Source organism: Patescibacteria group bacterium (assembly GCA_041661625.1).
Lineage (GTDB): Bacteria > Patescibacteriota > Patescibacteriia > JAHIZJ01 > JAHIZJ01 > JBAZUB01.
In genome coordinates this window covers 574,451-597,684 of sequence record JBAZUB010000001.1, presented here as the reverse complement: position 1 = coordinate 597,684, position 23,234 = coordinate 574,451, and the positions used below count along the sequence as shown (strand labels likewise).

The 23,234-nt window shown below is 51.2% G+C and carries 18 protein-coding genes and 8 tRNA genes; 20 read left to right on the top strand and 6 right to left on the bottom strand.

Annotated elements, in window-relative coordinates:
- The first annotated feature begins 363 nt into the window (after positions 1-363).
- The 4 genes from WC734_02960 (at position 364) to WC734_02945 (ending at position 5,766) form a co-directional block, all read left to right on the top strand.
- Positions 364-891, top strand: coding sequence for a hypothetical protein (locus tag WC734_02960; protein MFA6198086.1), 528 nt, complete (start codon positions 364-366; stop codon positions 889-891).
- 438 nt (positions 892-1,329) lie between these two features.
- Positions 1,330-1,404, top strand: a tRNA-Cys gene (locus WC734_02955).
- Between the two features lie 32 nt (positions 1,405-1,436).
- Positions 1,437-1,511 (top strand) — tRNA-Gly (locus tag WC734_02950).
- A 352-nt stretch (positions 1,512-1,863) separates the two neighbouring features.
- Complete coding sequence (locus WC734_02945; protein ID MFA6198085.1) at positions 1,864-5,766, top strand: 6-bladed beta-propeller; 3,903 nt, start codon at positions 1,864-1,866, stop codon at positions 5,764-5,766.
- Between the two features lie 79 nt (positions 5,767-5,845).
- On the opposite strand, the gene WC734_02940 is transcribed toward WC734_02945, so the two are convergent.
- Positions 5,846-6,418 (bottom strand): hypothetical protein, encoded by a 573-nt coding sequence (locus tag WC734_02940; GenBank protein MFA6198084.1) that lies wholly within the window; start codon positions 6,416-6,418, stop codon positions 5,846-5,848.
- A gap of 237 nt (positions 6,419-6,655) precedes the next feature.
- On the opposite strand from WC734_02940, the gene WC734_02935 reads away from it, so the two are divergent.
- The 16 genes from WC734_02935 to WC734_02860 all read left to right on the top strand — a co-directional run bounded on the left by WC734_02935 (position 6,656) and on the right by WC734_02860 (position 18,990).
- Positions 6,656-7,909 (top strand): S1 RNA-binding domain-containing protein, encoded by a 1,254-nt coding sequence (locus tag WC734_02935; protein ID MFA6198083.1) that lies wholly within the window; start codon positions 6,656-6,658, stop codon positions 7,907-7,909.
- Between the two features lie 174 nt (positions 7,910-8,083).
- Positions 8,084-9,928 (top strand): ATP-dependent zinc metalloprotease FtsH, encoded by a 1,845-nt coding sequence (ftsH, locus tag WC734_02930; protein MFA6198082.1) that lies wholly within the window; start codon positions 8,084-8,086, stop codon positions 9,926-9,928.
- A 72-nt stretch (positions 9,929-10,000) separates the two neighbouring features.
- Positions 10,001-10,975, top strand: a complete 975-nt coding sequence (locus WC734_02925; protein MFA6198081.1) for a hypothetical protein — start codon at positions 10,001-10,003, stop codon at positions 10,973-10,975.
- Positions 10,976-11,206: 231 nt separating this feature from the next.
- Positions 11,207-11,282 (top strand) — tRNA-Ile (locus tag WC734_02920).
- 186 nt (positions 11,283-11,468) lie between these two features.
- A tRNA-Val gene (locus WC734_02915) sits at positions 11,469-11,545 on the top strand.
- 358 nt (positions 11,546-11,903) lie between these two features.
- Entirely contained in the window at positions 11,904-12,239 is a 336-nt protein-coding gene (locus WC734_02910; GenBank protein ID MFA6198080.1) for a hypothetical protein, read from the top strand.
- 112 nt (positions 12,240-12,351) lie between these two features.
- Positions 12,352-12,425 (top strand) — tRNA-Val (locus WC734_02905).
- A 328-nt stretch (positions 12,426-12,753) separates the two neighbouring features.
- Positions 12,754-12,978, top strand: coding sequence for a hypothetical protein (locus WC734_02900; GenBank protein MFA6198079.1), 225 nt, complete (start codon positions 12,754-12,756; stop codon positions 12,976-12,978).
- Complete coding sequence (locus tag WC734_02895) at positions 12,971-13,303, top strand: hypothetical protein (protein MFA6198078.1); 333 nt, start codon at positions 12,971-12,973, stop codon at positions 13,301-13,303. Before WC734_02900 ends, WC734_02895 begins: the two co-directional genes overlap by 8 nt.
- A gap of 84 nt (positions 13,304-13,387) precedes the next feature.
- On the top strand, positions 13,388-14,893 hold the full coding sequence (locus tag WC734_02890; protein MFA6198077.1) for an HD domain-containing protein: 1,506 nt from the start codon (positions 13,388-13,390) through the stop codon (positions 14,891-14,893).
- Positions 14,844-15,764, top strand: coding sequence for an RluA family pseudouridine synthase (locus WC734_02885; protein ID MFA6198076.1), 921 nt, complete (start codon positions 14,844-14,846; stop codon positions 15,762-15,764). Before WC734_02890 ends, WC734_02885 begins: the two co-directional genes overlap by 50 nt.
- A gap of 115 nt (positions 15,765-15,879) precedes the next feature.
- On the top strand, positions 15,880-16,239 hold the full coding sequence (gene rplS / locus WC734_02880; protein MFA6198075.1) for a 50S ribosomal protein L19: 360 nt from the start codon (positions 15,880-15,882) through the stop codon (positions 16,237-16,239).
- Between the two features lie 99 nt (positions 16,240-16,338).
- Positions 16,339-16,426 (top strand) — tRNA-Leu (locus WC734_02875).
- 974 nt (positions 16,427-17,400) lie between these two features.
- Positions 17,401-17,473: transfer RNA gene (locus tag WC734_02870), tRNA-Ala, on the top strand.
- Between the two features lie 274 nt (positions 17,474-17,747).
- Entirely contained in the window at positions 17,748-18,266 is a 519-nt protein-coding gene (locus WC734_02865) for a hypothetical protein (GenBank protein MFA6198074.1), read from the top strand.
- A 73-nt stretch (positions 18,267-18,339) separates the two neighbouring features.
- The gene (locus WC734_02860) at positions 18,340-18,990 is read left to right on the top strand and encodes a histidine phosphatase family protein (GenBank protein ID MFA6198073.1); all 651 of its coding nucleotides are present in this window, start codon (positions 18,340-18,342) and stop codon (positions 18,988-18,990) included.
- 96 nt (positions 18,991-19,086) lie between these two features.
- On the opposite strand, the gene WC734_02855 is transcribed toward WC734_02860, so the two are convergent.
- From WC734_02855 to WC734_02835, 5 genes are all read right to left on the bottom strand, one after another.
- Positions 19,087-20,193, bottom strand: coding sequence for a hypothetical protein (locus WC734_02855; GenBank protein MFA6198072.1), 1,107 nt, complete (start codon positions 20,191-20,193; stop codon positions 19,087-19,089).
- A gap of 247 nt (positions 20,194-20,440) precedes the next feature.
- Positions 20,441-21,904 (bottom strand): DEAD/DEAH box helicase, encoded by a 1,464-nt coding sequence (locus tag WC734_02850; protein MFA6198071.1) that lies wholly within the window; start codon positions 21,902-21,904, stop codon positions 20,441-20,443.
- 250 nt (positions 21,905-22,154) lie between these two features.
- Positions 22,155-22,691, bottom strand: coding sequence for a YfcE family phosphodiesterase (locus tag WC734_02845; GenBank protein MFA6198070.1), 537 nt, complete (start codon positions 22,689-22,691; stop codon positions 22,155-22,157).
- Positions 22,692-22,728: 37 nt separating this feature from the next.
- Positions 22,729-22,799, bottom strand: a tRNA-Gly gene (locus WC734_02840).
- A 20-nt stretch (positions 22,800-22,819) separates the two neighbouring features.
- Positions 22,820-23,140 carry an MGMT family protein gene (locus WC734_02835; protein MFA6198069.1) on the bottom strand — a complete coding sequence of 107 codons (321 nt, stop codon included), beginning with the start codon at positions 23,138-23,140 and terminating at the stop codon, positions 22,820-22,822.
- Positions 23,141-23,234: the final 94 nt, after the last annotated feature.

Here is a 23,234-nt window from a genome sequence, read left to right as displayed (position 1 = left end):
GCTCATGTTCCAATACAAGAAAAACTCTGGACGAGTCCAGAATTGGGGGACAGATCGGACGGTACCGATCGAGGTTTGTCTAGCGTTCGTGAACTGGCATTCTTCAGCGCTTGGGGGCCTTACCGACATCCAACTTAGTCTTCCTCATTGTGTCCTCCCTTCAGCTAGAGCCATAGGCGACGCAACCAGCGTGAGTATAGCGGGGTATTGGTTTATGTCAAGACATTAATGTTGACAACGATATGTTTGTCTTAGTATTATTAATTCAGGAACAGCCCTACAAGTTGTGGGGTTAGCCGGAAGTTCTTCCAGATACACACCTGTTCCGCACGGGGCAACCCTCATGAAAGGAGGACCCTTCCCGTGAAAAAGTTCCTCTTCCTCGGAATCCTGGCGGTGGTGCTGGTGCTGTTTCTGCCGGTCGGGCAGACTCAGCAGGCCAATACCGCCAACACGCAGTCGGTTATGTTCGCGGAAGACGTGATCTTCGCGCCGCAGACCATCCTGGCCACCACCGCACGAGCAAACGCGGCGGAGCAGGTCGAGCAGACGATCCAGATGAGCAGCCAGGCCAATACCGCAGTCGACGAAGCGGAGCAGGCGAACACGGCGGAAGCATGGTACCACCGGACGGCAAGCGGGGTCGACCGTGGTGAAGCGCCGGTGATCAACGAGACGGCCAATCTTAACGAAGGAAACCACGGCACACGGAACGGCGGCGTGATCAAGACGTGCACGCCGGCCCAGCTGAACAACACCAACTTCGACGAGAACCCGCGGACTACCTGGACGGAGCGCGGCGCGGCGCCAATCAACGCGACGACCAACGCCACCGCCGACGCCAACGAGAACACGACGATCGCCGACGTCCCGACGGCTCTGCTGATCTGACGGACGAAGACACGCCCGCGGTCACAGACCGAGGCCCTAGCCCCAAGCGCGCCACAGCGTGCTCGGGGCCTACTTATTTCTACAAATATATTCACGCTGGTTGATGATAATAAACGCAACACCCAGTTGACCAAGAGCAATGTTTTTGTTATATTCCCTGATGCATCAAGGGTCAGCGATCCCACACCAAGGCGTGGTAGCCGAGCCCCCGACATTCGTCGGGGCAGGATCCAGGCAGAGGTCTGTCTCGCCACATTTATATAATGTTTTAGAGGAAGGCGGGATCCCGTTCTCACTCGTTGGAGGCTACTGGCCAGGTAGCCAAGTGGGTCGCGTAGCGACGGGCAGAAGCGAGGCGTAGCCGAGTATCGATTGTTCCGAGTGCTCGCAGGAACAATCGCTGCCCCGGAAAGGCGAGGGTCTGCAACCCCGCACTACGGCGTGGTAGCCAAGCAGTAAGGCAGAGGTCTGCAAAACCTCTATACGCGGGTGCAATTCCCGCCCACGCCTCCAAGATGTATTTGACAAAGTAGTCTATACTCCATGCGGGAGTAGTTCAGTAGTAGAACGCTTCCTTGCCAAGGAAGAGGTCGCGGGTGCGAATCCCGTCTCCCGCTCCACGCTGAGCGTGGAAGTCGTGACGCTAAGCGTCACCCTACACGATAATAATTCTCCGTCTGATATGCCAAATACTCAAGGCGAATCCCAAATAACACGACTTCATAAAGTCAGCCGAAACGCCCGCTACACGGGTTTATTTGCTATGATTGCCGGAGCCGGACTGTTCATAATTTCATTTTATACCGACGATAAATCCTACAGTGCCGGCGCATTGACGTTTGTGCTCGGGGGGACGCTTTTCCGCGTCAGCGAGAGTATTCGGCGCATACTGAGATAACCGCGATATTTTACATAATAGGCCACAGCGGCCAACTCGCAATGAATAAGAGGGGGGCATTTTCATCTACTCATATGGCACATCCAGCCACTAGCCGGGCAATATCGGCGAGTATCCATATCCCAACCCACCGTGTTTCCAAGCTTAAGGTGGTGGCTTTTGTAATTGCACCGGTGATCGCGGGCTTGATAATCGCGCAACCAAAGGTAACCGTTTCGGTGCCTACGCAAGTAGCGGCTCGGATACAGCAAGGTCGCAGTGAGTCGCTGCCGATGTTTTCTTTGCAAAGCAGCGGCAATGTTTCAGACTGGCAGGTTAATCGAGTATTAGCGGATGGTGATACGATACCATTATCGGTTGGGGCGATAAAAGGACTAAGTCTATCCGGCGAAGCGACAGTGGCGGCCGGGAACTATGCGCGTGTTATTCTGACCGATCAGTCTGGTCAAGAGCATTTGGTCTGGTCGGTGGAATATCCCCAGTCGGGTACGATCAAATTCAGCCAGGCGTGTGCCGAAACCTGCCTACTCGATTCCGTTAGGCCGAGAAAACTAACCATCGAACTTTCCAACGGCGGCCAATTGCGTATTTCCGACGTCATCTATGTTGGTAAAAAAGACCAACTCAAGGCAGTGGTTGCAACCGAGGGGATAGAACCAGCTGCTCGTTTATTGCGTCAGCAACAGAACACTTACACCAAGATTGCGATTGATCAATTGAATAAAAAACAGGGCAAGCTTTGGGTCGCCGAGTCCACCACGGTCAGTCAGCTGCCCTATGCGGAACAAAAAAAACTATTCGGTGGTCGGTTGCCGGCAACCGAGGGGTTGCTCTATTATCGTGGCGGGTATTTTGAACTGCCGTCAGATAATTCAAGCTTGCCCAGTGCAGAAACCGTCGCAGCCACGCAAGCCCCCGAGTCGGTTATCGTTTCAGACCAATCGGTTGACAGGGTTCAACCAATCGCAAATGAAATATCATTGGACATGGCGCCGTTTGTCTTTGATTGGCGCGATCGCAACAATGAAAATATTATGACCCCGGTGCATCATCAGTGCGGATGCTGGGTCGGCGATCACCTGGAGGACAGCTGGAGCCTGTCTCGGTGTCAAGACGCCGGTTACACCTATCGCTGTTGCGGCTCTTGCCAGATTATGGCATCGGTGGGAGCGTTTGAAGCGGATCTGAATCTCTATTATCACCAGCCGGCGAATTTGGATTTGTCCGAACAACATTTGATGGCTTGTTCCAACGGCAACTGTCAGGTCGGCTGGTCGAATCCGTTCAGTTTCATTGTCTCGGATGGCCTGCCACCAGAATCAATTCTGCACTACACTGCTGCCAACAGTACTTGTGGCAAAAGCGTCCCGCTGGGTGTGCCGGATAATGTGTATGTAAAAAACGGGCGTATGTACATCCTGGAACGGGGTACGCTGCACATCGCCGAATTTATGGGTAATTCCCTGAATCTGATCAAGACGATTACCGGTCTGTCCACCACAGCTCAGAGCGTATCGGCTACATCCGACCGGATTTACGTGGCCGATCGGGATAATAATCGAGTGGTAATTTACGACTCTAATGGGAATTATCGCACTACTTTTGGCAGCTTGGGCAGCGGTAATGGCCAATTCCAACAACCGAGCGGGGTCGTCGCAACGGCCGACCGGATTTACGTGGCCGACTCGGGCAATAATCGCATCCAATTATTCAGTTACTCCGGAGATACGGCTACCTATGTCTCACAATTCGGTGGGCTGGGCACGAGCGATGGTCAATTTAACACGCCCAAAAGAGTCCAATTGTTCAACAACCAACTCTATGTAACCGATAGTGGCAACAACCGAGTACAGGTATTTACACCAGCGGGAGTGTTTATTGAAAAATATGGCGCTTACGGAGCGTGGCCGGGTGAGTTCAGGAGACCGACCGACATCGCGGTAACGACCGACCGGATCTATGTTAGTGATAGCGACAATAATCGAATCCAGGCTTTTGATTTGAACTGGGGTCTCAAAGCGGTTACCGCGCCCGACGTGGTCAGGTATCCCCAAGGAATCAGTTGGGACGCCAGCGGCTTGTACGTGAGCAACGGCGCCTCGGGAACGTTTCCCTCATTAGTATCGACCACCAACGATGTATTTACGAGGGTGCGTAATTATACGGAAATAGGCCGGTGGCTCGATCTGGTCTGGAAAAATACAGCATATATTAATTCATTTCCACAAAGCACGCCATTGCAGGTGAAAAATGCCCTGATGAATTACGGTCCGTTGATCGGCCTATTCAACAATTGGAACCATGCGATGACGGTGGTCGGATATGGCGAAGTTGCTCCCGGTTGCTATCAAACATCAATCAGTGGCAGTTGCGATATCGACATACCCCAAAACGATCCGCTGGTGGGCACGACCTATTGGATCGTCAAAAATAGCTACGGTACCGACTGGGGTGAAAACGGATACGCCAAGCTGATTTTACCGTTATCAACCTTTGATTACAATACAAATTATGTTGCTCTGACTCCGCCACCGATATCACCCAGCGCCAGCGAGGGCCAGTACACGGTTGCCTGTACCGACGCCGATAACGATGGTCTATGTTGGTGGGGTTCGGGTGCGACCAAGCCGACAACCGGCTGTCCCGGAACGTGCGCGGCTAGTCAGGTTAAGGATTGCAATGATGCCGACGCTACTATTCATCAGTGTTCGGAACACTATGCCTGCGGGACACATTCGTGGTTACCCAGCGGCGAACTATTACGTTCCTTCGGTGATTACACTCCAACCAACACCCAGGCTTGTTGCGGAGATGAAGCGGGCGAGTATCAAGCCAGGGGCGCAAACGTGTGTTGCGATGCGTCGCAGGACCGCTACCTGCCCGGGACATTCTACGCCTATTCATCTAAGTTCGGGGTTAACGGTTCCGGTAATGGACAGTTCAACCGGCCGACCGGCATTGCCAAGGCGGGTGACTATATATACGTCGTCGATAGCGGCAACAATCGCGTCCAAATATTTCGCCGCACCGACGGTGTGATTGCGTATTTAAGCACGTTCGGTTCCCAGGGTTCGGGTGATGGTCAGTTTGTCAGTCCAACCGGGGTAGCGGTGAACGGCAACACGGTTTATATAAGTGACACCGGCAACAATCGCGTCCAAATATTTTCTTTCAACGGTACGACAGCGGTGTGGCAAGGTAAGTTCGGTACGCTCGGTAGCGGTGCCAATCAGCTCAATAGTCCGACCGGATTGGCTTTCGTCGGCGGCCGTCTCATTGTCAGCGATAGTTCCAACCATCGTTTGGCGGTTTATCAGATCAATCCGGACCTGTCAGCGACTTTCCGCAGTAATTTCGGATCACTGGGAACGAGCAATGGCCAGTTTAATGCGCCCACCGGACTAGCCGTGCTGGATCAATTCATTTATGTGGCCGATACGTTTAATCAGCGGATTCAGATTCTGCGCCCAGACATTAACGGCACATTGGAATACTGGGGACAGTTTGGATCCTCTGGCACCGAACAGGGGCAATTTATGGAACCGCGCGGAGTAGATCGGGTAGGCAATTCCATATATGTTACCGATCAATCCACATCACGGCTGTCACAATTCGATATTGACGGCTATCTTAAAGCAACTTTTCAGAACTACGTTGCGTTATCGGGCACCGGCAATGGTCGGCTCTGGCAGCCAGCCGATCTGATCATCGAGACCGATGGCATGTATGTTGTTGACAAGATGTATCATCGGATACAGATCTTCACGCCTCAAGCCGGTCAGGCTTGTACGCCGACATGCGATGATGGCACGCGATTCAACACTTGCGCAACGACCAAACCGATTTTTTGCCAGGGCGGTAGATTAGAAGCAAAGTGTAGTCTCTGTGGTTGCCCCGTCGGCGGTATCTGCGAACCGAAGACTAATAAATGCGTAAAGGCTCCGATGTCTGGTGAAATTACAGACGGCGCTCTATAGTTAAAAATCTGCCGCAGCTAAATCCAAAACCCAGCCGAGCAGTAATTGCTGGGATGCTATAGTTTAATGCACGCAATGTTTACGATAGCATCTGCGTACCCGACACCTCTTTGGCCTTGTCCTGGAGCTTCTTGAATTCCTCGTCGCTGATGACCGATTTGTCTTCGGGTATTTGTGATCCGTTATTGGTTAGCTCGTCGATTTGTGACGGCTGATGATTGGCTGGGTCGGCCAAAACCATATCGGGGTGCAAACTTTCGGCCCCCGTTGCTTTCTTCAGGACGGCGTTGCCGCCCGTGGGCACGGCGTGCAACGTGGGAGTGACCGTAGCGACTCTAGCGCTACCGGTTTTGCGCTCATTTTCAATTTTGCTTCGGGTGACGCGCAATTGACTACCCTGCAGGGCTTGTTCGTCACCGACTTTTTTTCGGAATACGCGATTCTGCAGATCGATTAATCTTTGGGATACGCTGCGTTGTTCCTGCTTCCGTTCCGCGGCTAACTGATCGTGGGCGGCGAAAGCTTTGTTGGCCATTGAGCCTGCCTGCCAGCCCGTTTTGATAGTAGTATCGAGTTTTCGGGCGATTTTGAAACCCTGTCGTACCTCATCGCGACTGTACGACTTGTTTTTGCTAAGTTTGAAACCCTCCACTTCCAGAGCTTTTTGGTATCTGAAAAAGCACCCTTGGAAATACTTTTCATGGTGTTTAGAACGGCCTGCCCGCTGATTCTGTTGGCAAACTTTCCCATTGACATAATAATAACATAAATAGGCATAAAAGTCAATAAAACAGGCACTTATCACGCAGCCTTGCCAAGAAGGCCAGTCTGATATATACTGCTTGTATTCCGTATTTATTGACGCTTTATTATTAATCAAGGCAATGAATTGAAAGCTAAATTTACCGCTACCATCCCAGCCCCCTCCCCAGAGATGGAGCAGCTATTAAATGAGCAGGGGCTTGTTAAAATTCCTAAGGTCGGTGATATCGTCGAGGGCAAAGTCCTCAGTGTCACCAAGACCGAAGTCCATGTCGATATCGAAGGCATCAGCAGCGGCGTAGTGCGCGGCCGCGAACTTTACGATGAGTCGGGCGAGTACACCGACCTCAAGGTTGGTGATCCAGTATTGGCCACCGTGGTCGATTTAGAAAATGAAAAAGGCGTATTGGAACTGTCGTTCCGACAAGCCGGACACAAGAAAGCCTGGGATCTGCTGACGCAGTATCTCAACGATGAGTCGATTGTCGATGCGGAAATAACCGAAGCCAATCGCGGCGGCCTGATGATTAAGGTTGGCCGTGTGGTGGGCTTCCTGCCCGTTTCACAGTTAACCGTGGAGCACTATCCGCGCGTTGAAGGCGGCGACAAGGAAAAAATATTAGAACGGCTGGCAACATACATTGGCCAGGCTTTTAAGGTCAGAGTGATCGATGTCAACGAGGCCGAAGAGAAACTGATCGTATCAGAAAAGATGGCCTGGGAAGAGAAGCAAAAAGACGCCTTGAAAAAGTACGAGATCGGCAACGTGGTCGAGGGCAAAGTTACCGGAGTGGTGGACTTTGGCGCGTTCGTGGAATTTGGCGACGGGCTGGAGGGATTGGTCCATATCTCAGAGTTGGCCTGGCAGCGCATCGATGACCCGCGCCAGATCGTCAAAGTGGGCGACACGATCAAAGCCAAGATTATCAGCATTGAAAATTCCCGCATCTCGCTGAGCCTAAAGCAGCTGATTGACGATCCCTGGAAGAAGGCAATAAATAAGTATAAGATCGGCCAGGTGGTCGAAGGCAAAGTCCTGAAACTGAATCCATTCGGCGTGTTTGTTGAATTGGATCAAGATATTCACGGATTGGCCCATATTTCAGAACTGTCTTATAAGCTGGTGCGCCATCCGGGTGAAGTAGTCAAAGTGGGCGAGACCAGGCCGTTCAAAATTCTGACCATCGAACCGGATCATCATCGGCTGGGATTGTCGCTCAAGGCGCTGGAGCCAAAACCAGAGCCAACCAAGCCAGCCGAGACGACTGCCGAAGGTGAAACTGAACCACCGGCGAAAGCCGAAGCCGCGACCCCGTCTGACGCAGATCATAATCCAGAAACACCTGAAAAAACCGAATCCACGACCGAATCAAATTCGTAGCTCGAGTGCATATCCAAATCCTGCCCGGCGTCTGGCACGTTGAGGCGGGGTTTTGGTATGTTGGTGCCAATTAACCGGAATTGCGCGCGGATGCTGCCAAGTATTTGTCAAAACCGCCAAAAACAGATATAATATTGATTGAATTAGCCATTAGATAACCACTTAATATATCCCATGCGATCAGCCCTCAAGAGCTTCATCATATTCGTCATCATATTTCTGGCTTTAGGCGGCTTGTTTAGTCTGTACCAAACCAGTACCAAGAAAGTCACTGAAATAAGCCTGAACCAAGTAGTGAAACAGATTGATAATGCCGAGGTAAACCAGATAATTGTCGAAGGGTCGAAAATCAATGTGGTGCTCAAAGATGGCACCAAAGAGGTGTCGCGCAAAGAAAGCACCGAATCTTTTGGTGATGTCCTGAAGAATTATGGCGTCAGCGCTGAAAAAATCCAAGCTCTGAACGTTGAGATACGCGAGGGTTCCGGCGGTTCGTTCTGGATCAATACGCTGCTGCCGTTCTTGCTGCCGTTCTTGCTGATTGGCGGATTCATTTACTTCATGATGCGGCAGGTTCAGGGTACGAATAATCGAGCGATGATGTTTGGTCAGAGCCGGGCCCGCGAATCACAACAAACCAATCCCAACCGGCAGATATTATTCAAGGATGTCGCCGGCGCCAAGGAGGCCAAAGAGGAGCTAGGCGAAATCGTCGAGTTTCTCAAAGCCCCTAAGCGTTTTTTATCGCTGGGCGCCAAGATTCCCAAGGGTGTGCTGTTAGTCGGACCACCCGGTACGGGCAAGACGCTTTTGGCACGAGCGGTCGCTGGTGAGGCAAATGTGCTGTTCTTCCACATCTCCGGTTCGGAGTTCGTAGAAATGTTCGTTGGTGTCGGTGCTTCACGGGTGCGCGATCTATTCAAAAAAGCCAAGCGGGCCGCTCCCTGCATTGTCTTCGTAGATGAGATTGATGCGGTGGGTCGGCAGCGCGGTTCTGGTCTGGGCGGTTCGCATGATGAACGCGAGCAGACGTTAAATCAGATTTTAGTTGAAATGGACGGATTTGAAACCGATACCAACGTGATAGTTATCGCAGCCACCAATCGGCCCGATGTGCTGGATCCCGCATTGTTGCGGCCGGGACGATTTGACCGGCGCGTGATGCTGGACATGCCCGACCTTAATGACCGGGAGGCCATTCTCAAAGTGCATGCTCGGGGCAAGCCATTTGCCGAACAGGTGTCGATGCGCACCATTGCCGAACGCACGCCCGGATTTTCGGGCGCGGATCTGGCCAACCTACTTAATGAAGCGGCCATATTAACTGTGCGCCGGAACAAGAAAATTATTGGCACCGACGAATGTCTCGACAGCATTGACAAGGTTCTGCTTGGTCCAGAACGGAAAAGCCATATCCTCAGCATCGAGGAAAAGAAGATTGCGGCCTATCACGAAGCCGGCCATGCTCTGATTGCCCACGAATTGCCGAATATGGATCCGGTTCGTAAGGTCTCGATTATTTCTCGCGGCATGGCAGCAGGATTTACCCTGAAGCTGCCTAGCGAAGATAAGCACATGCATAGCAAGTCATATTTCCTGAACGAAATATCAGTGATGATGGGCGGTCACGCCGCGGAACGAATCATATTCGGCGAGGTGACCACCGGAGCCAGCAATGATCTAAAGCAAGCCACTCGATTGGCACGGAAATTGGTGACTGAGTACGGCATGAGCGAAACAATGGGACCGCGCACATACGGCGAACGGGAAGAGATGATTTTTCTCGGCCGTGAAATCCACGAACAGCGAGACTATGGCGAAGAGACGGCGACTCAGATTGATCACGAGGTGACCAAGATAATTAAACGCTGCTACCAGGTGGCTAAGGATACGATTATCAAAGCCCAACCGAAACTCGATGAAATTGCCGAGCGTCTGATAGCCAAGGAGACGATCGAACAGCAGGAGTTCGAGGAGCTGTTCCGAGCGCCAGCCGTTCAGACTGCCGGCGCATCATAAAAAACGCAGTGCCGTAGTATTACTGCGGCCAGCGCTATAAAAATATCTAACAAAAATTGACAAGGAGGCGGTATGACACAGAATTTTCAACAGATTCTCGCTCAAACATGGCGGCTAATCTGGCGCAACAAAATACTCTGGTTCTTTGGATTGTTTGTCGCGTTAATTACCCAAGAGATTGAAATAGTGCTGCGCAACCAAGTGGTCTTTTCCGACCAGACCCTGTCGGTTAGCAGCTGGAAAGAGCTTTTTACGAATGGCTTTGGCGGGGTATTTTCCAGTATTTGGTCATCGCTGACTGATTCCACGGCGTCAGCCATTATCGGATCGCTGATCGCCTTGATGATACTGGCGCTGTTTGTCTGGCTGATGGTCGCATCGGTCGGTGCCCTGACGCATAGCATTGCGCAGCTCGACGCCGGCAAAAAGATATCATTCAATGGCGCAATGGCTAATGGGCACAAATACTTTTGGAAGAATATTGTTATCATTCTACTGGCCAAAGTGGTTGACTATGGCGTGCTGATACTTATGGCCGTGTTGGTCTCTTTGATGCTGTTGCACGCGGTCGGGTTATGGCTAGGTGCGTTATTGGCCGTAATATCATTCATCGTTTCTCTGATCGTTTCTTTTGTAGCCCGATACGCCGCCGGTTATGTGGTGGTAAATAACGAAAACACCGGCCGGGCCATCCTGTCCGGTTGGAAATTGTTCATTAAAAACTGGGTCGATAGTATCGAAATGGCCATATTGATCTTTCTGATCAACTTAGTGGCCAATCTGGCTATCTTGCTGGTAATTGCGCTGATCATCTTGCCGTTCTTTATCATCATTCTAGTGATGAACAGCGGTGGCTACACCACCACGGCCAACTTTATCTTCGGGGCTGCCGTTGCTCTGGTGTTGGCCATTGTGATAATTACTGGTTCGCTATTGTCCAGCTTTCAATTTTCAGCCTGGGTGACCACATTCCTTCGTCTGAAAGAAGGCCATAAACCCAGCTGGATTCTACGATTAGCCGGTCGCGTGTCTGGACAAAAGAAGTAAAACAAAGTAAAGTAGCACCGACACTGACAGCGTCAGCGAGCCCGGACGCTCTGCGCCCGGCTTTCGGTCTGGTGAAAAAGTACGTTATACATTATGGGCGTGTTGATCCCACTTTTGTTCGGTGCCCAAGTGAGTAGGCGAAGGTTACCCCACACCACTCACTGCGTTCGGGATGCGGAGCTGGGAGCACCGTCTTTATAGCGACGATTTCAAATATTAATATCCCGTGGTGGGCGTGTAGCTCAGGGGTTAGAGCACTGCCCTTATAAGGCAGGGGTCGATGGTTCGAGACCATCCACGCCCACCACGGGATAAATACTGATTGTGAGGTCGTTGATATATCAGCCACAATAATCAATGTCAGGTCGGAGGCTGATATAAGATGGGTCGAACCCACAAGTAGACGCAACTGTTTGCGTCTACGAGGGGTGAGACGGGTGTGCCGTTGTTCTGACCGGCGCATCCAGGTTCCGCTATTTATATCAACATACTCGGGCGGTTAGCTCAGTTGGTTAGAGTATCTCGTTTACACCGAGAGGGTCGGAGGTTCGAGTCCTCCACCGCCCACCAAGAGTAAAGCATTGCCGTGCAGCTCGTTGTTACAAGTATCAAATAATATAGTATAATGAGAACCGAAACAGTACTCGGTATACATCTTAACGTTAGACCTGATATCGCTAAGAAGATTCGGGGTATACAGAAAGCGTTTGGTTTGGTTTATCCGGGTAATTTTCAGCATGAACCGCACGTAACTATATATTTGTCTAAATTTAGGCAAACCGACTTTCCAATTCTTCAGAGGCAAATTATACGCACCCAGCTCAAATCAATACGATTGACTATAACCAAAGTGCGTCTGGCGCCGCACCGTAAGGGCACATTCATTAGCTTGGGCATAACCGAGAGGCCGTTGCTAAAAAAATTCCATATGAATATTATCAGAATCGCTAATCAGTTGCGCGGGAATCGAATCAGAAGCAAAGATATGCAACGGATTCGAGAGAAGATATTTACACCGATAGAAATTAAAGCGATACTAAAATACGGGTATTTACGTGTCGGTAGTCGGTTTCATCCTCATGTAACGCTGGGTAGTGTCACGGCTCAGTATAAGCATGTTTCTCGAATCCAAGCGGAAGCCCGTACGCTGAGAGGCAAATCATTTGTGGCTAACGAGGTAGTTATCGGACTGTACGCGTATGATAAATCGCGTCACGATTATGCAAGAGTAATTCGCGAACACGTCATTCCACTGGGGGCTTGATAAAGCTAGGGCAGTGTGTTAATTTGTAAGGGCATTTTGAAAATATTATTTTCTTGGTGGGCGGTTAGCTCAGATGGTTAGAGCGCCACATTGACACCCGCGCGCCGCTTGTGGGCGGCTAGCTCAGTTGGTTAGAGCGCCACATTGACATTGTGGAGGTCACAAGTTCAACTCTTGTGCCGCCCACAAGCTTTGGCGGGCGGGTTGTGGAGGGTTGTGGTGACAAGCAAAGGCAACTGCTTGCCTTTGCGCGGGCCACGACGGGTGTGCCGTTGTTCTGACCGGCGCACCCCGGACAGAGGTTCGATTCCTCTATCGCCCACCAAGGATAATATTTGCCCACATTCACCCCCGAGCGGGGTGTTTTGGTGTTGACGTTAATCCAATTCGGTGATAAGGTTGGCGCAGGTTTCTGGGCGCCAGTCGTGGAAGGGAGGTATAAACCATGGCTGATGGACAGGAGGATCGCAAGACCGTTGGCACGGTCGTTCACGATTGCGGAGACGGCCGTTTCATGATGAGTTGGGTCGATAGTCACCAAGAGGGTGCGCCATATCCGGTAGTTGTGGGAACCCCACTCGTACTGAACGTCAAGGGCGGGCCGCAGGTGCATGCTGTTGTTGCGGAGATTGTCTACTCTGCCAACGGCGATTTGAAGGGCGGCTTGGTACGCATCCAGCCGCTACGGTTTGAGGGTATCGTACAGGTGGTGGTGAAGCCGGCGGTGAGTCATGCCTGACCTAGGTCTGACGGCGGACGAAACTGGTGACTACGACGAAGTACATGCACCCAACGAGAAACATTTACCGGTGGCGAGGTTTCTAAGCGGCAGTGAAGTTTTTCTAACGCTGTTGGTGCACACGACCCAGCCGCTTTCCTCGGGGACACTTCTTCTCGAAGGCCCCGCTTCGTGTCGGGCTTATCGAGTCATCAGAGAGGAGGGCACGTATCCTGGAGACGATGTGCCAGAAGGGTGGCGCAAGGTATTAGTTTGCGCCAGGCCAGACTACACCGAGCAGCACGAGTTTCGCGTCAATCTGCCTGCTCCAGAGGCGGCCGAGTGACACCGTACAGCAGAGGGGCTGTACGGATTTTCTTACCCAAGCACCCTTGTCAGTTTCCCGGTTATTACGTATGCTCAAACTATCATGATTACCATCAAACAACATATCAAGCGGGACGCGCGATTGAATTTTGCCACGCGCCTTTTGAAGTTGTATCCGAAATGCCGGATATATATTGTGGGCGGTGCGGTGCGTGATTGGCTGATGGGGCGTCCGACCAAAGATGTCGATATCGTTGTGTCTGGCTTACCGCCCAAGGAGTTGGAAAAATATTTAAATCGTGTCGGTCGGGTCGATTACGTCGGCCGAGTATTCGGTGTATACAAAGTGGTGCCCAGAGACCAGAGCGGTGCGGATCCGATCGATGTGGCACTACCTCGCACCGAGCATTCGCTACACATGTCCGGCGGGTACCACGATTTCAAAGTCCAATCTGATTATCGTCTGCCGATCGAACAAGATTTGAAGCGGCGTGATTTTACGGCCAACGCGCTGGCCTGGGACATGGCAGCGGAAAAATTAATTGATCCCACGGGCGGTTTGTCTGACCTAGCGGCCAAGAAGATTCGGGCAGCCGGTTCACCTACACGTCGATTTCAAGAGGACTATTCACGGCTGTTGCGCGCCCTGCGTTTCAGCGTGCAATTGGGTTTTGATATTGAACCAGCTACCTGGCTGGCGTTGGTCCGACTAATGCCCAGGGTTAACTCGGCGGTCGTACCCAGGGAGGCGGTGGCCAAAGAGTTGATAAAAACGCTAACTGCTCAGCCAGTGAGAGCTTTTGACCTTTGTGAGCGTAGCGGCGCGTTCAAGGTATTATTACCCGAACTGTTGAAAATGAAAGGTTGTCGCCATGACCCACGGTTTCATTTGGAGGGCGACGTCTGGACGCATACACGGCTAGCTTTGGAGGTGTTAGCATCGCCAGGATTTAAAAAAGAATTTCCGGACACCGCCCAGTTGCATCCCGAACTGATTCTGGGAGTGTTGCTGCATGATGTCGGAAAGCCATACACAGCCAAGAGTTTACCTAATGGCCGGCGGTCTTTCTATGGTCATGAAATCGTTGGCAGTAAAATCGCGGGTGATGTTTGCCAACGGCTAAAACTAAGCAGTTATCAGGGTTTGATAGACTGCGACCGGTTATGTTGGTTGATTCAATCCCATATGGTGGTGCTCCATGGTGAGCCGGCTAAGATGCGCCCGACCACGCTGGAGCGGTATTTTCTTATTCCACCCGAGCGCGGGCAAAGACTGCTCCAGATGCTATACGCCGATGGCGGGGGCAGCCGGACAAAAAATAATAAACCCGCATTGCAAAGATACCAGGCGACAGTCCGGTCAATTCAGCGTATAAAAAAAACAGGTTACAGCCACTCCGCTACCCCCAAATTATTGCTGGATGGAACCGAAATAATGCGCCTAATAAAATGGTCACCCGGACCGCAGGTTGGCCTGGCGCTGGAAGATCTGAGATTGCGCCAATTGCGAGGACAAGTTACCACCAAGGACCAAGCGCGGACCTACTTAAAAAAACGCCATGGAACACCTCACCATCGCACCCGAAGCCATCGGGCAGCGCCTAGATAAATACTTGCACAACCAGCATCCGGAATATAGCCGGTCCTGGATCCAAAAACTGATTCTAGATCAGCGAGTTTGGGTTAATGGCGTGATAGCCAAGCCACATTTGGCGTTGTGTGTTAATGACAAAATAAATTTTGAACCAGTCGCTCGGCCAATTATGAACACATTACCCGAACCGGATATTGATTTTAAAATACTGGCCGAGACAGCAGATTACGCGGTAATCGTAAAACCGGCTGGCTTGGTGGTACATCCGGCCGAAGGTGCGCCGGCTCATACACTGGTCAACGGGTTGACACATCGTTGGCCGGATATCATAAAAGTCGGCGACGATCCGATCCGGCCCGGCATTGTCCATCGGTTGGATAAGGAGGCCAGTGGACTTATTTTGGTGACATTGAATCAAGCGTCGTTTGAATATTACAAAAGCCAATTCCAGGCTCATAAAATACACAAACATTATTTAGCCCTGGTGTATGATCCCGTTTTGCCGGACGAGGGCGCAATTACTTTCAATATTGTCCGAACCAAAGAAGGCCGCATGTCGAGCCGTCCCAGCGAACAGGCCGAAGGGCGATCGGCGCATACCGAGTATGAGGTATTGGAAAGATTCAACCACATGGCGTTAGTGGGAGTAAAAACTCTCACCGGCCGAACCCACCAAATCCGGGTTCACTTTCACGGGCTAGGACATCCGCTAGTTGGCGACCCATTATATCGGATCAGCCGGTTTAGCCGTTTGGCTAGCACCGAACATCTGATGCTTTTAGCCGACCGCCTGGAGTTTTCCGACCGTGACGGCCAGAGCCAGTCTTTCAAGATAGACCCGCCAGCCTGGTGGCAGCAGACCCTAAAAAGCCTGAGAAAAGGCTAATGTTTGGTCGGAGCGTGGGTTAAACCCTTCACGCGATAGGTCGTCGGCACAGTTGACATTCAGGGGCAATTTAGCTATACTCTCGGTAGTCTTTTTATTTGTAACGCAGTATATCATGGACGTTATTCACGCTTTGGAGCAAAGCAAAATCAAACCGGATATGCCGGATATTAAGTCTGGCCAAACCATTCGAGTCCACCAGCGGGTCAAAGAAGGCGAAAAAGAACGCATCCAGATTTTTGAAGGCATGGTGTTGGCTCGCAATAATGGAATTGGTTTGCGCAGCACTATCACCGTACGAAAAGTATCGGAAGGCATCGGCGTGGAACGCATTTTTCCGGTGCATTCACCCCAGATTGCCAAGATAGAAATCGTGCGCTCGTCCGACATTCGCCGTGCCAAACTGTATTATTCTCGCGACCCCAAGGCCCGACCGTTGAAAGACAGCGCCAAGAATAAAAGACGGAAACAGTAACATTGCCGACAGGCGCGGGCGCCCAGCACCATTCGCTTCGCTCGGGTACTGGGTTACATACCTACCGATGTTTTCGTAGTTTCAAGTTTTATGTAACATGCGCGGGTGGCGTAATTTGGTAAACGCGCTAGCTTGAGGTGCTAGTGGTCGCAAGGCCGTGGAGGTTCGAGTCCTCTCCCGCGCACCACGCAGAGCGTGGCGCGTTATAGTAATTGTTTGCAATACAGTCCCGTCGGATGGGGACCCGTTCAGATAGAATTTGAATAAACAAATGAGATACATTATTGCGTTGTGTTTTATGGCTGGTGGGCTATTCTTTGCCCTCAAACCCAATTGGATTATGAATATCACCGGCCCAATTCAGTGGGTGGAAAGGCGTGTTTTCAAGTTGTATGGCGGTACCAGCATTTTTTATCGGGTGGTTGGGTTGGTATTAATTTTGGTATCCATAGTAATCGCGTTCGGACGTATACGCCTGGGTTTTTTGGAGCAATTCTTCCCGGTATCAGGAACTTAATCGCGGTCCGTTAGTCTCGACGTCCCGATGACGGGAGTCGGGATCCCGATTGGCCTATAGCCACATCGGGATTCATCTGAGATACATAAATAGGTTCTTAGACACGAGAACAACAACTTGGGCCGTTAGCTCAGCTGGGTCGAAGCCGTCACCGCTGTAAGCGGGGAGCGACACAACCGCTTGTGTCGCGACGGCTGAGACGGGCGGGGCGATGTCTCTGACCGACCCGCCCAGGTTCTCGCAGTTATATCAACCAAAGCATCTTAGCAATGAGTAACAACAGGATCACGGGCCGTTAGCTCAGCTGGTAGACCCGCCCGGCATGCCGTCGTGGCAGGCGGGGCATCGCGTTTGTTCCGATACTTTGCGACGACATGTACGACACATACATATAACAGTCGGTCGATAGTAGACGGTACTATATTGGTAGTGCTGAAGATAGCGATAAACGTTTGGCCCAACATAATAGAGATGCAGTAAAACAACACGTTTGCATAGACCATGAAAGTTAGTATATAAGGAAAGTTTTCGACTTCGATCTGGGGCGTTGAGAAGGGAGAGGCAAATTAAATCATGGAAAGAGCGCGCAGCAGTTGAAAGATTGAAAGGCGCGCAAACTATCGAGGATCCTCGATAGTTTGGGTGGGCCCTTAGCTCATTTGGTAGAGCGCCGCGTTTGCAACGCGGAGGTGACCGGTTCGAGCCCGGTAGGGTCCACCCAAACTATCGGGACAACGCGGAGGGTCTTAGCCACGAGTAGACTGAACTGCTTTAGTCTACGAGAGCTTAGACGGGTCGAGCGGTGTCACGCGTAACTTTAGCGAAGTGTGGCCAGCGAGACCCTGGAGACCGGTTCCCCCGGATCAGAGTCCGGGGTCGGTAGGGCCGACCAGCGAAACTCTTCTCGTCAAACGCCTGTAGTAATTACATAGTGGGTGACACCGGCCAGAGCCTAAATTAAGGTGTGTAATTGGAAAAAGTATCTAGAAATATGAACAATCTACGTAAAGCAAGAGTGCCGTTATTTCTGTTTTTAGTGGGATTGGCGTTGACTGTTCTGCTGATGCAAATGCCTAGCACCAAGCAGCTGATCGTCAATCTTGGACAATCGAGCATCGTGGGCGCTCTAGTCGGTGGCGTACTTTATGCCTTTGCGTTTACCTCAAGCACGGCCACGGTTATATTTCTTAATATCCCTAAAACTGGCAATACAGTGCTCTTGGCCATTTTAGGCGGGCTAGGGGCGGCTCTCTATGATCTGACAATTTATAGCATCGTTAAAAGTGGATCACGGAAGGGCGTGTTTGAAAGGATGAGTATCCTGGTTTCGAAACGACGGATTCCAAATTGGTTATCGATAGCTGTCGGAGTCGCGATACTCGGCTCTCCGCTTCCAGACGAATTTGCTGCTGGTTTTTTTGGATTCTTGCGATTGTCGGTAAAACAATTTATCGGACTCGCCCTAGTCTCCAATACTGTTGGTATATTGGTCATACTCTTGATGCGTTAGCGCAGAGAATATTTCAAGATTGGCGCAGAAGAAACATCGCGATTGGCGCAATAATTATTGATCCAACAAGCTAATGAATGAGCAGCCAGAAAAAATTGTTTACTTTGTCCGTCACGGTCAAAGCGAGGCAAATAGTTTGCCCATCTATCAACCGCTCGATTCGCCGCTAACAGAGCTGGGTAAAAAGCAGGCGCTGCACATAGCCAAACGCATCGCCAGGCTTTCGTTTGAAGTGCTAATTGCTAGCCCCCTGACGCGGTCAAAACAAACCGCCGAAGTAATCGGTAGAATAACTGGGCATAAACCAGAATATTCTGACCTATTCGTCGAACGTGCAAAACCCGCAAGGCTCGTGGGCAAATCGCACCTTGATGAAGACGCAAAAAAGTTATGGAATGAGTGGGAAAAAAGCCTATTTACTTCCGGTATTAGGGTTGAGGAGAGTGAAAATTATGACGACCTAGTTGTGCGCGCGGGTAAGGCGCTTGATTACCTTAGGGCTAGGAAAGAGAAGGAAATTGTGGTCGTGACACACGGGTTCTTTCTGCAAGTCATTTTTGCGCTGGTTCTATTAGGTGTCTCACTAACGCCCGAAACATTCAAATACTTCAAATCGCGAATATCAATGGAAAATACCGGTCTTTCTGTATTAAAGTATTGCAAAATGCGGGAAGGCATAGGATGGCGCGTGTGGATATACAACGATCACGCGCATCTGGGTTAGTTGCAATTGGACGAGCACACTATATTCTTTTAAACAAATAAGAAAACGCACACTCGCGAATGGGTGTGCGGTAGTTGTCGTTGGGTGATGCCGCGGTCAGATCGCAGTAGCCGACGACACAGCGGTTGTGTGGTGTGCGGCCGGTTCAACGTTGAAAGGTATCTGAGTGAAACGGCGAGTATTCAGGTTCACGATGCCGGGCAGGATAGCCAAGCGCTCCCTTAGCTGTGGTACCGTACGACTAATGGTAGTCTCGGCAAATCGAGCCAGCGAGAGGGTTTTTTCAATCGCCCGAAACCTTTGCGAGCCAGCCTCATCGCGATATACCGCTGAGGTCATAAGCACGAAACCTTCATTGGCCGGGACGCGCTCTTCCTGCAGATTGGAAAGCAGAATACCAGCGGCGGTGGCGACTGGTTCAGCCAGGTCGTAGGTATACGGTCCGATAATGAGCGCCTTATTTGGCAGGTGCAGCCAGTCAAATCCGCGTCCCACCGCCAGAACCTGCTCCTGGTGGTGTGCCTCCTCGATTGGTCTCTGTTCGCGCCGGACATTGGCGATGTGCTCCAGGTTGCCCAGCAACAACGGCAGAAGATCGTTCACCATCTGCGGTTTCATGTCGGGGTAGAGCGCTTGAACCCTTAGCTGGAGATCCTCGGGCAATGTCTGACCAAGCTGAGCCAGGTTCAGATAGTCGCCATTGTTACCGTACAGCACAAACGCGTCCTCGTCGGTCTCGATGCCGAGACGGATTGGGTAGACCACCACGTGTCCGGAGCCGAATACCCGTTCAATCTGGGCTTTGAGTTCGTGGGTGTAATTAGCAGCCGACCCGGTGTCGTATTCGAAGCCGCGGCAGCCCCGATGCCGTTCACCCTTTGACCAGTGATGGGTGACCAGGATCAGGCAGTCGCGCCCCATGCTCATGGAATAGTTCACCCAGTCTTCCAGCAATTCCCCGAAGTACGGCCAGCCGATGTCGAATTTGCCGGCAATATTCCGAAACGGTTGGATGATGCCCGGCGGAGTGTTGCTCATAATCGCCAGGTTTAGCCGGCCATCCATGCACTTCAACGCCGCAATCTCAGTTGGATGCCGGCTGCGATACTGTTTGCGCCAGAGCCGAGCGTCGGGACTGCAAAACGCTTCGCTTTGACGCGCGTTGTGCTCCAGTAGAAACTCGACCAGTGAACTTGATGGCATTTCTGAACCCCCGGTGATTAGTGATGCAAACTCTTGTCGTCGATCGAATGGCACCCCCTGCCATCCGCGCCAACTGCCCAACTTAACAGTCGCGAATAGAAAACGAAAGACCCGCGCAAACGACCCTGTTTGCCTGGATCTCTGTCAGGTATTATAGATTATTTATCCGCAATGTCAAGTCCGTCAATGCCAATAATGTGCAGCACAAAACCGACCCACGGATACTGAGCCGGTCTGGTATTGCTCGTTAGGGCCGTTTGGAACGTTGGGGTCGAGCGGAGCGGCTCCGACCATGACTACCGCCGCGTCGGTTAAAGAACCGTTCGCGCGGCACTTGGCCAGTCGACTTGATGCCAGTACGAAGGGCGAATTCAGCTGGAGTAGTAAAAGGTATGCCCTGGGTGTCGTCTGTGGATCGAACATGCTCTGTCTGTGGTCTGGGAAATTGGGGGCGCGCCGACCGATTATTCCGATTGAAACGTGAACCGGCAATGGGTTGTTCGCGCTGCAGCTGGTATTTTTGAAAGCGCGAACGTTCCGGCCGAGACTCGCGCGTCATCGGTTCAGATGGTGTGGTTTGCCTCGGGAAATCAGGCAGGGGTGTTACCGGGATTTGCGATCGAATCAGTCGTTCAATTTGGCGGATATCTTTGACTTGATCCCGGGTGGCAAATGATATCGCCTTGCCCGTCAATCCGGCGCGTCCGGTGCGGCCAATCCGATGTACGTAGTCGTCGGAGTTTTGTGGCAGGTCGTAGTTAACTACCACTTCGATGTTTTTGACATCAATGCCACGAGCCGCAATGTCGGTGGCAATCAGAATCCGATATTTGCCTTTTTTAAAGCCGTTGAGCGCTTCCAGACGTTGTGACAGCGATCGGTTCGAATGTATATCTGTAACTTTGTGATTGAGCTGGCTCATGGCGCGGGAAACCTTTTTAGCCGTGAACTTGGTGCGGGTGAACACCAGGACAGTACCATGGTATTCAGCCAATAGTTTTTCCAGCAGTTGATTCTTATTGGCGTTTGGCACGATAAAAACTTCATGCGTGACATGTTCGGCCGCGGTACCGGCTGGGCTGACCTCGATCCGAAGCGGTGAGCGCATCGTGGCCTGGGCTATTTTGACGATCGTATTGGGCATCGTGGCTGAAAAAAGCATCGTCTGCCGTTCGCGGGAAACGCTCAGCAGCACCTGCTTAATTTGGGGCAGAAAGCCCATGTCCAGCATCCGATCGGCTTCATCGAGCACCAACATATTCACCTTGGTCAGGTTGAGAGTTTTTTGCTGTAGGTGATCGATCAGTCGGCCGGGCGTGCCGATGACAATATGCGGCTTGCGCTCCAATTGTTTGATCTGGCGATTAATGTTCTCGCCGCCGATCAAAATAGCCGTGCGCAGTCCGATCACGCTGCCGATCTGCTGTAGCGCCTCATTGACCTGGTGCGCCAGTTCGCGGGTTGGCAGAATAACCAAAGCCTGGCCGCCTTTGGTGGCGATGCGCTGAATTATGGGTAAGCCAAAAGCCAGCGTCTTGCCGGTACCGGTCTGGGCGATACCCATCACATCCTTGCCGGTCAGGCCGATGGGGATGGTTTGAGATTGGATCGGCGTGGGTGTAAAAATCCGCCGTCCTTTGAGAATCTGGACGAGTTTTGGGTTGACGCCCAGAGCCGTAAAATCGGGCTGGACAGTTTGAGGTTGTGTCATAATTGCTTTTTCCAGCACCACGGGGGTGCTGGATTCCGTTCGTGGGTTTAGGGAGAACGAAGATCCGTGACCCGATTCCTCTGAGTCACGGAAAGCTATGACACAATGTGGTTCGAGTCTTTGCCCCATCAAATTGTGGGGCGGTTGTTGATTGGTGCTAAAGATACCACGATACAATATTTATGTCAATGGCTGATAGGATATCAACCCGCCGCGATTGTATAAAATCATTGAGTATCGAAGCGCGTGATTATAGCTTGGCTTCGTACAATTCAGCCGTACCGGTGGTAGTATTGTATATCGAATAGGTCACCGGGACTAACCGTCCCGGCTGTTCATAAAACCAACCCACCAACGAACCTGGATTTATGATTGTTGTTTTGCCTTCCTGGTTAATCCGTGGGACATGATTGTGCCCTAGACAAAACACATCAAACAACTGGCTTTCAATAATAACTTTATTCAGCGCTTCGTCGTCACCGTGGGAAATAGCAATACGGCGGCCATCGACCGTTATATCCTGAAAACGTAAGCCGATATCCAGGTCGAGGCTCTTAAGTACCTGAAGATTTTGTAATTGATATTGAAACTTCTGGATGTCGGGATCGCCATTGCCTAGGACGGCTTTTATCGGAATATTAAAATCGATAAAGCCTCGCATTGAAAAAGGCATATCGAAATCTCCACAGAACAACAACAGTTCAACATTGTGTCCTAGTAATTCTTGGCGCACGATTTCTAGGTGGCGGAGGTTATCGTGTAAGTCGGCGATAATACCGATTTTCATAATCGAATAATGAAATATATTCTGTTCATGTCAACTGAGCGGGTGAGGGGAATCGAACCCCTAGCATCAGCTTGGAAAGCTGAGGTATTGCCATTATACGACACCCGCTCAGAAGACACGAACTGCGATTATTTAACTTTTGGTTGCCAAAGATACTTTTTCAAATCAACCCGATACTCATCGCCATTGGTTTCTACCTTTACTCCTTCGGATTCAAGCAACTGTTTTTGATATTCCCGGGTGTGGGTCTCGCAAGTGGTGCTGATCACGCCCCGGCTATTGATTACCCGCTGCCACGGATAGGGTTGATTGTCCAGTGCGTGCAATGCCCAGCCGACCACGCGCGCGGCTCGGGGCGTGGAAATCATGGCCGCAATCTGGCCATAGGTGGCCACCCGGCCGCGCGGGATCCGTTTGGTAATGGCGTAAACTTGTTGAAAAAAGTCCATATGACTAAGTTAATTTAGCAATAAACGGGATTAATTTCAAGTCAATGTATTTAAATACGCCGTAGGCGAGGTTGGCCAACCTCGCCTACGATGG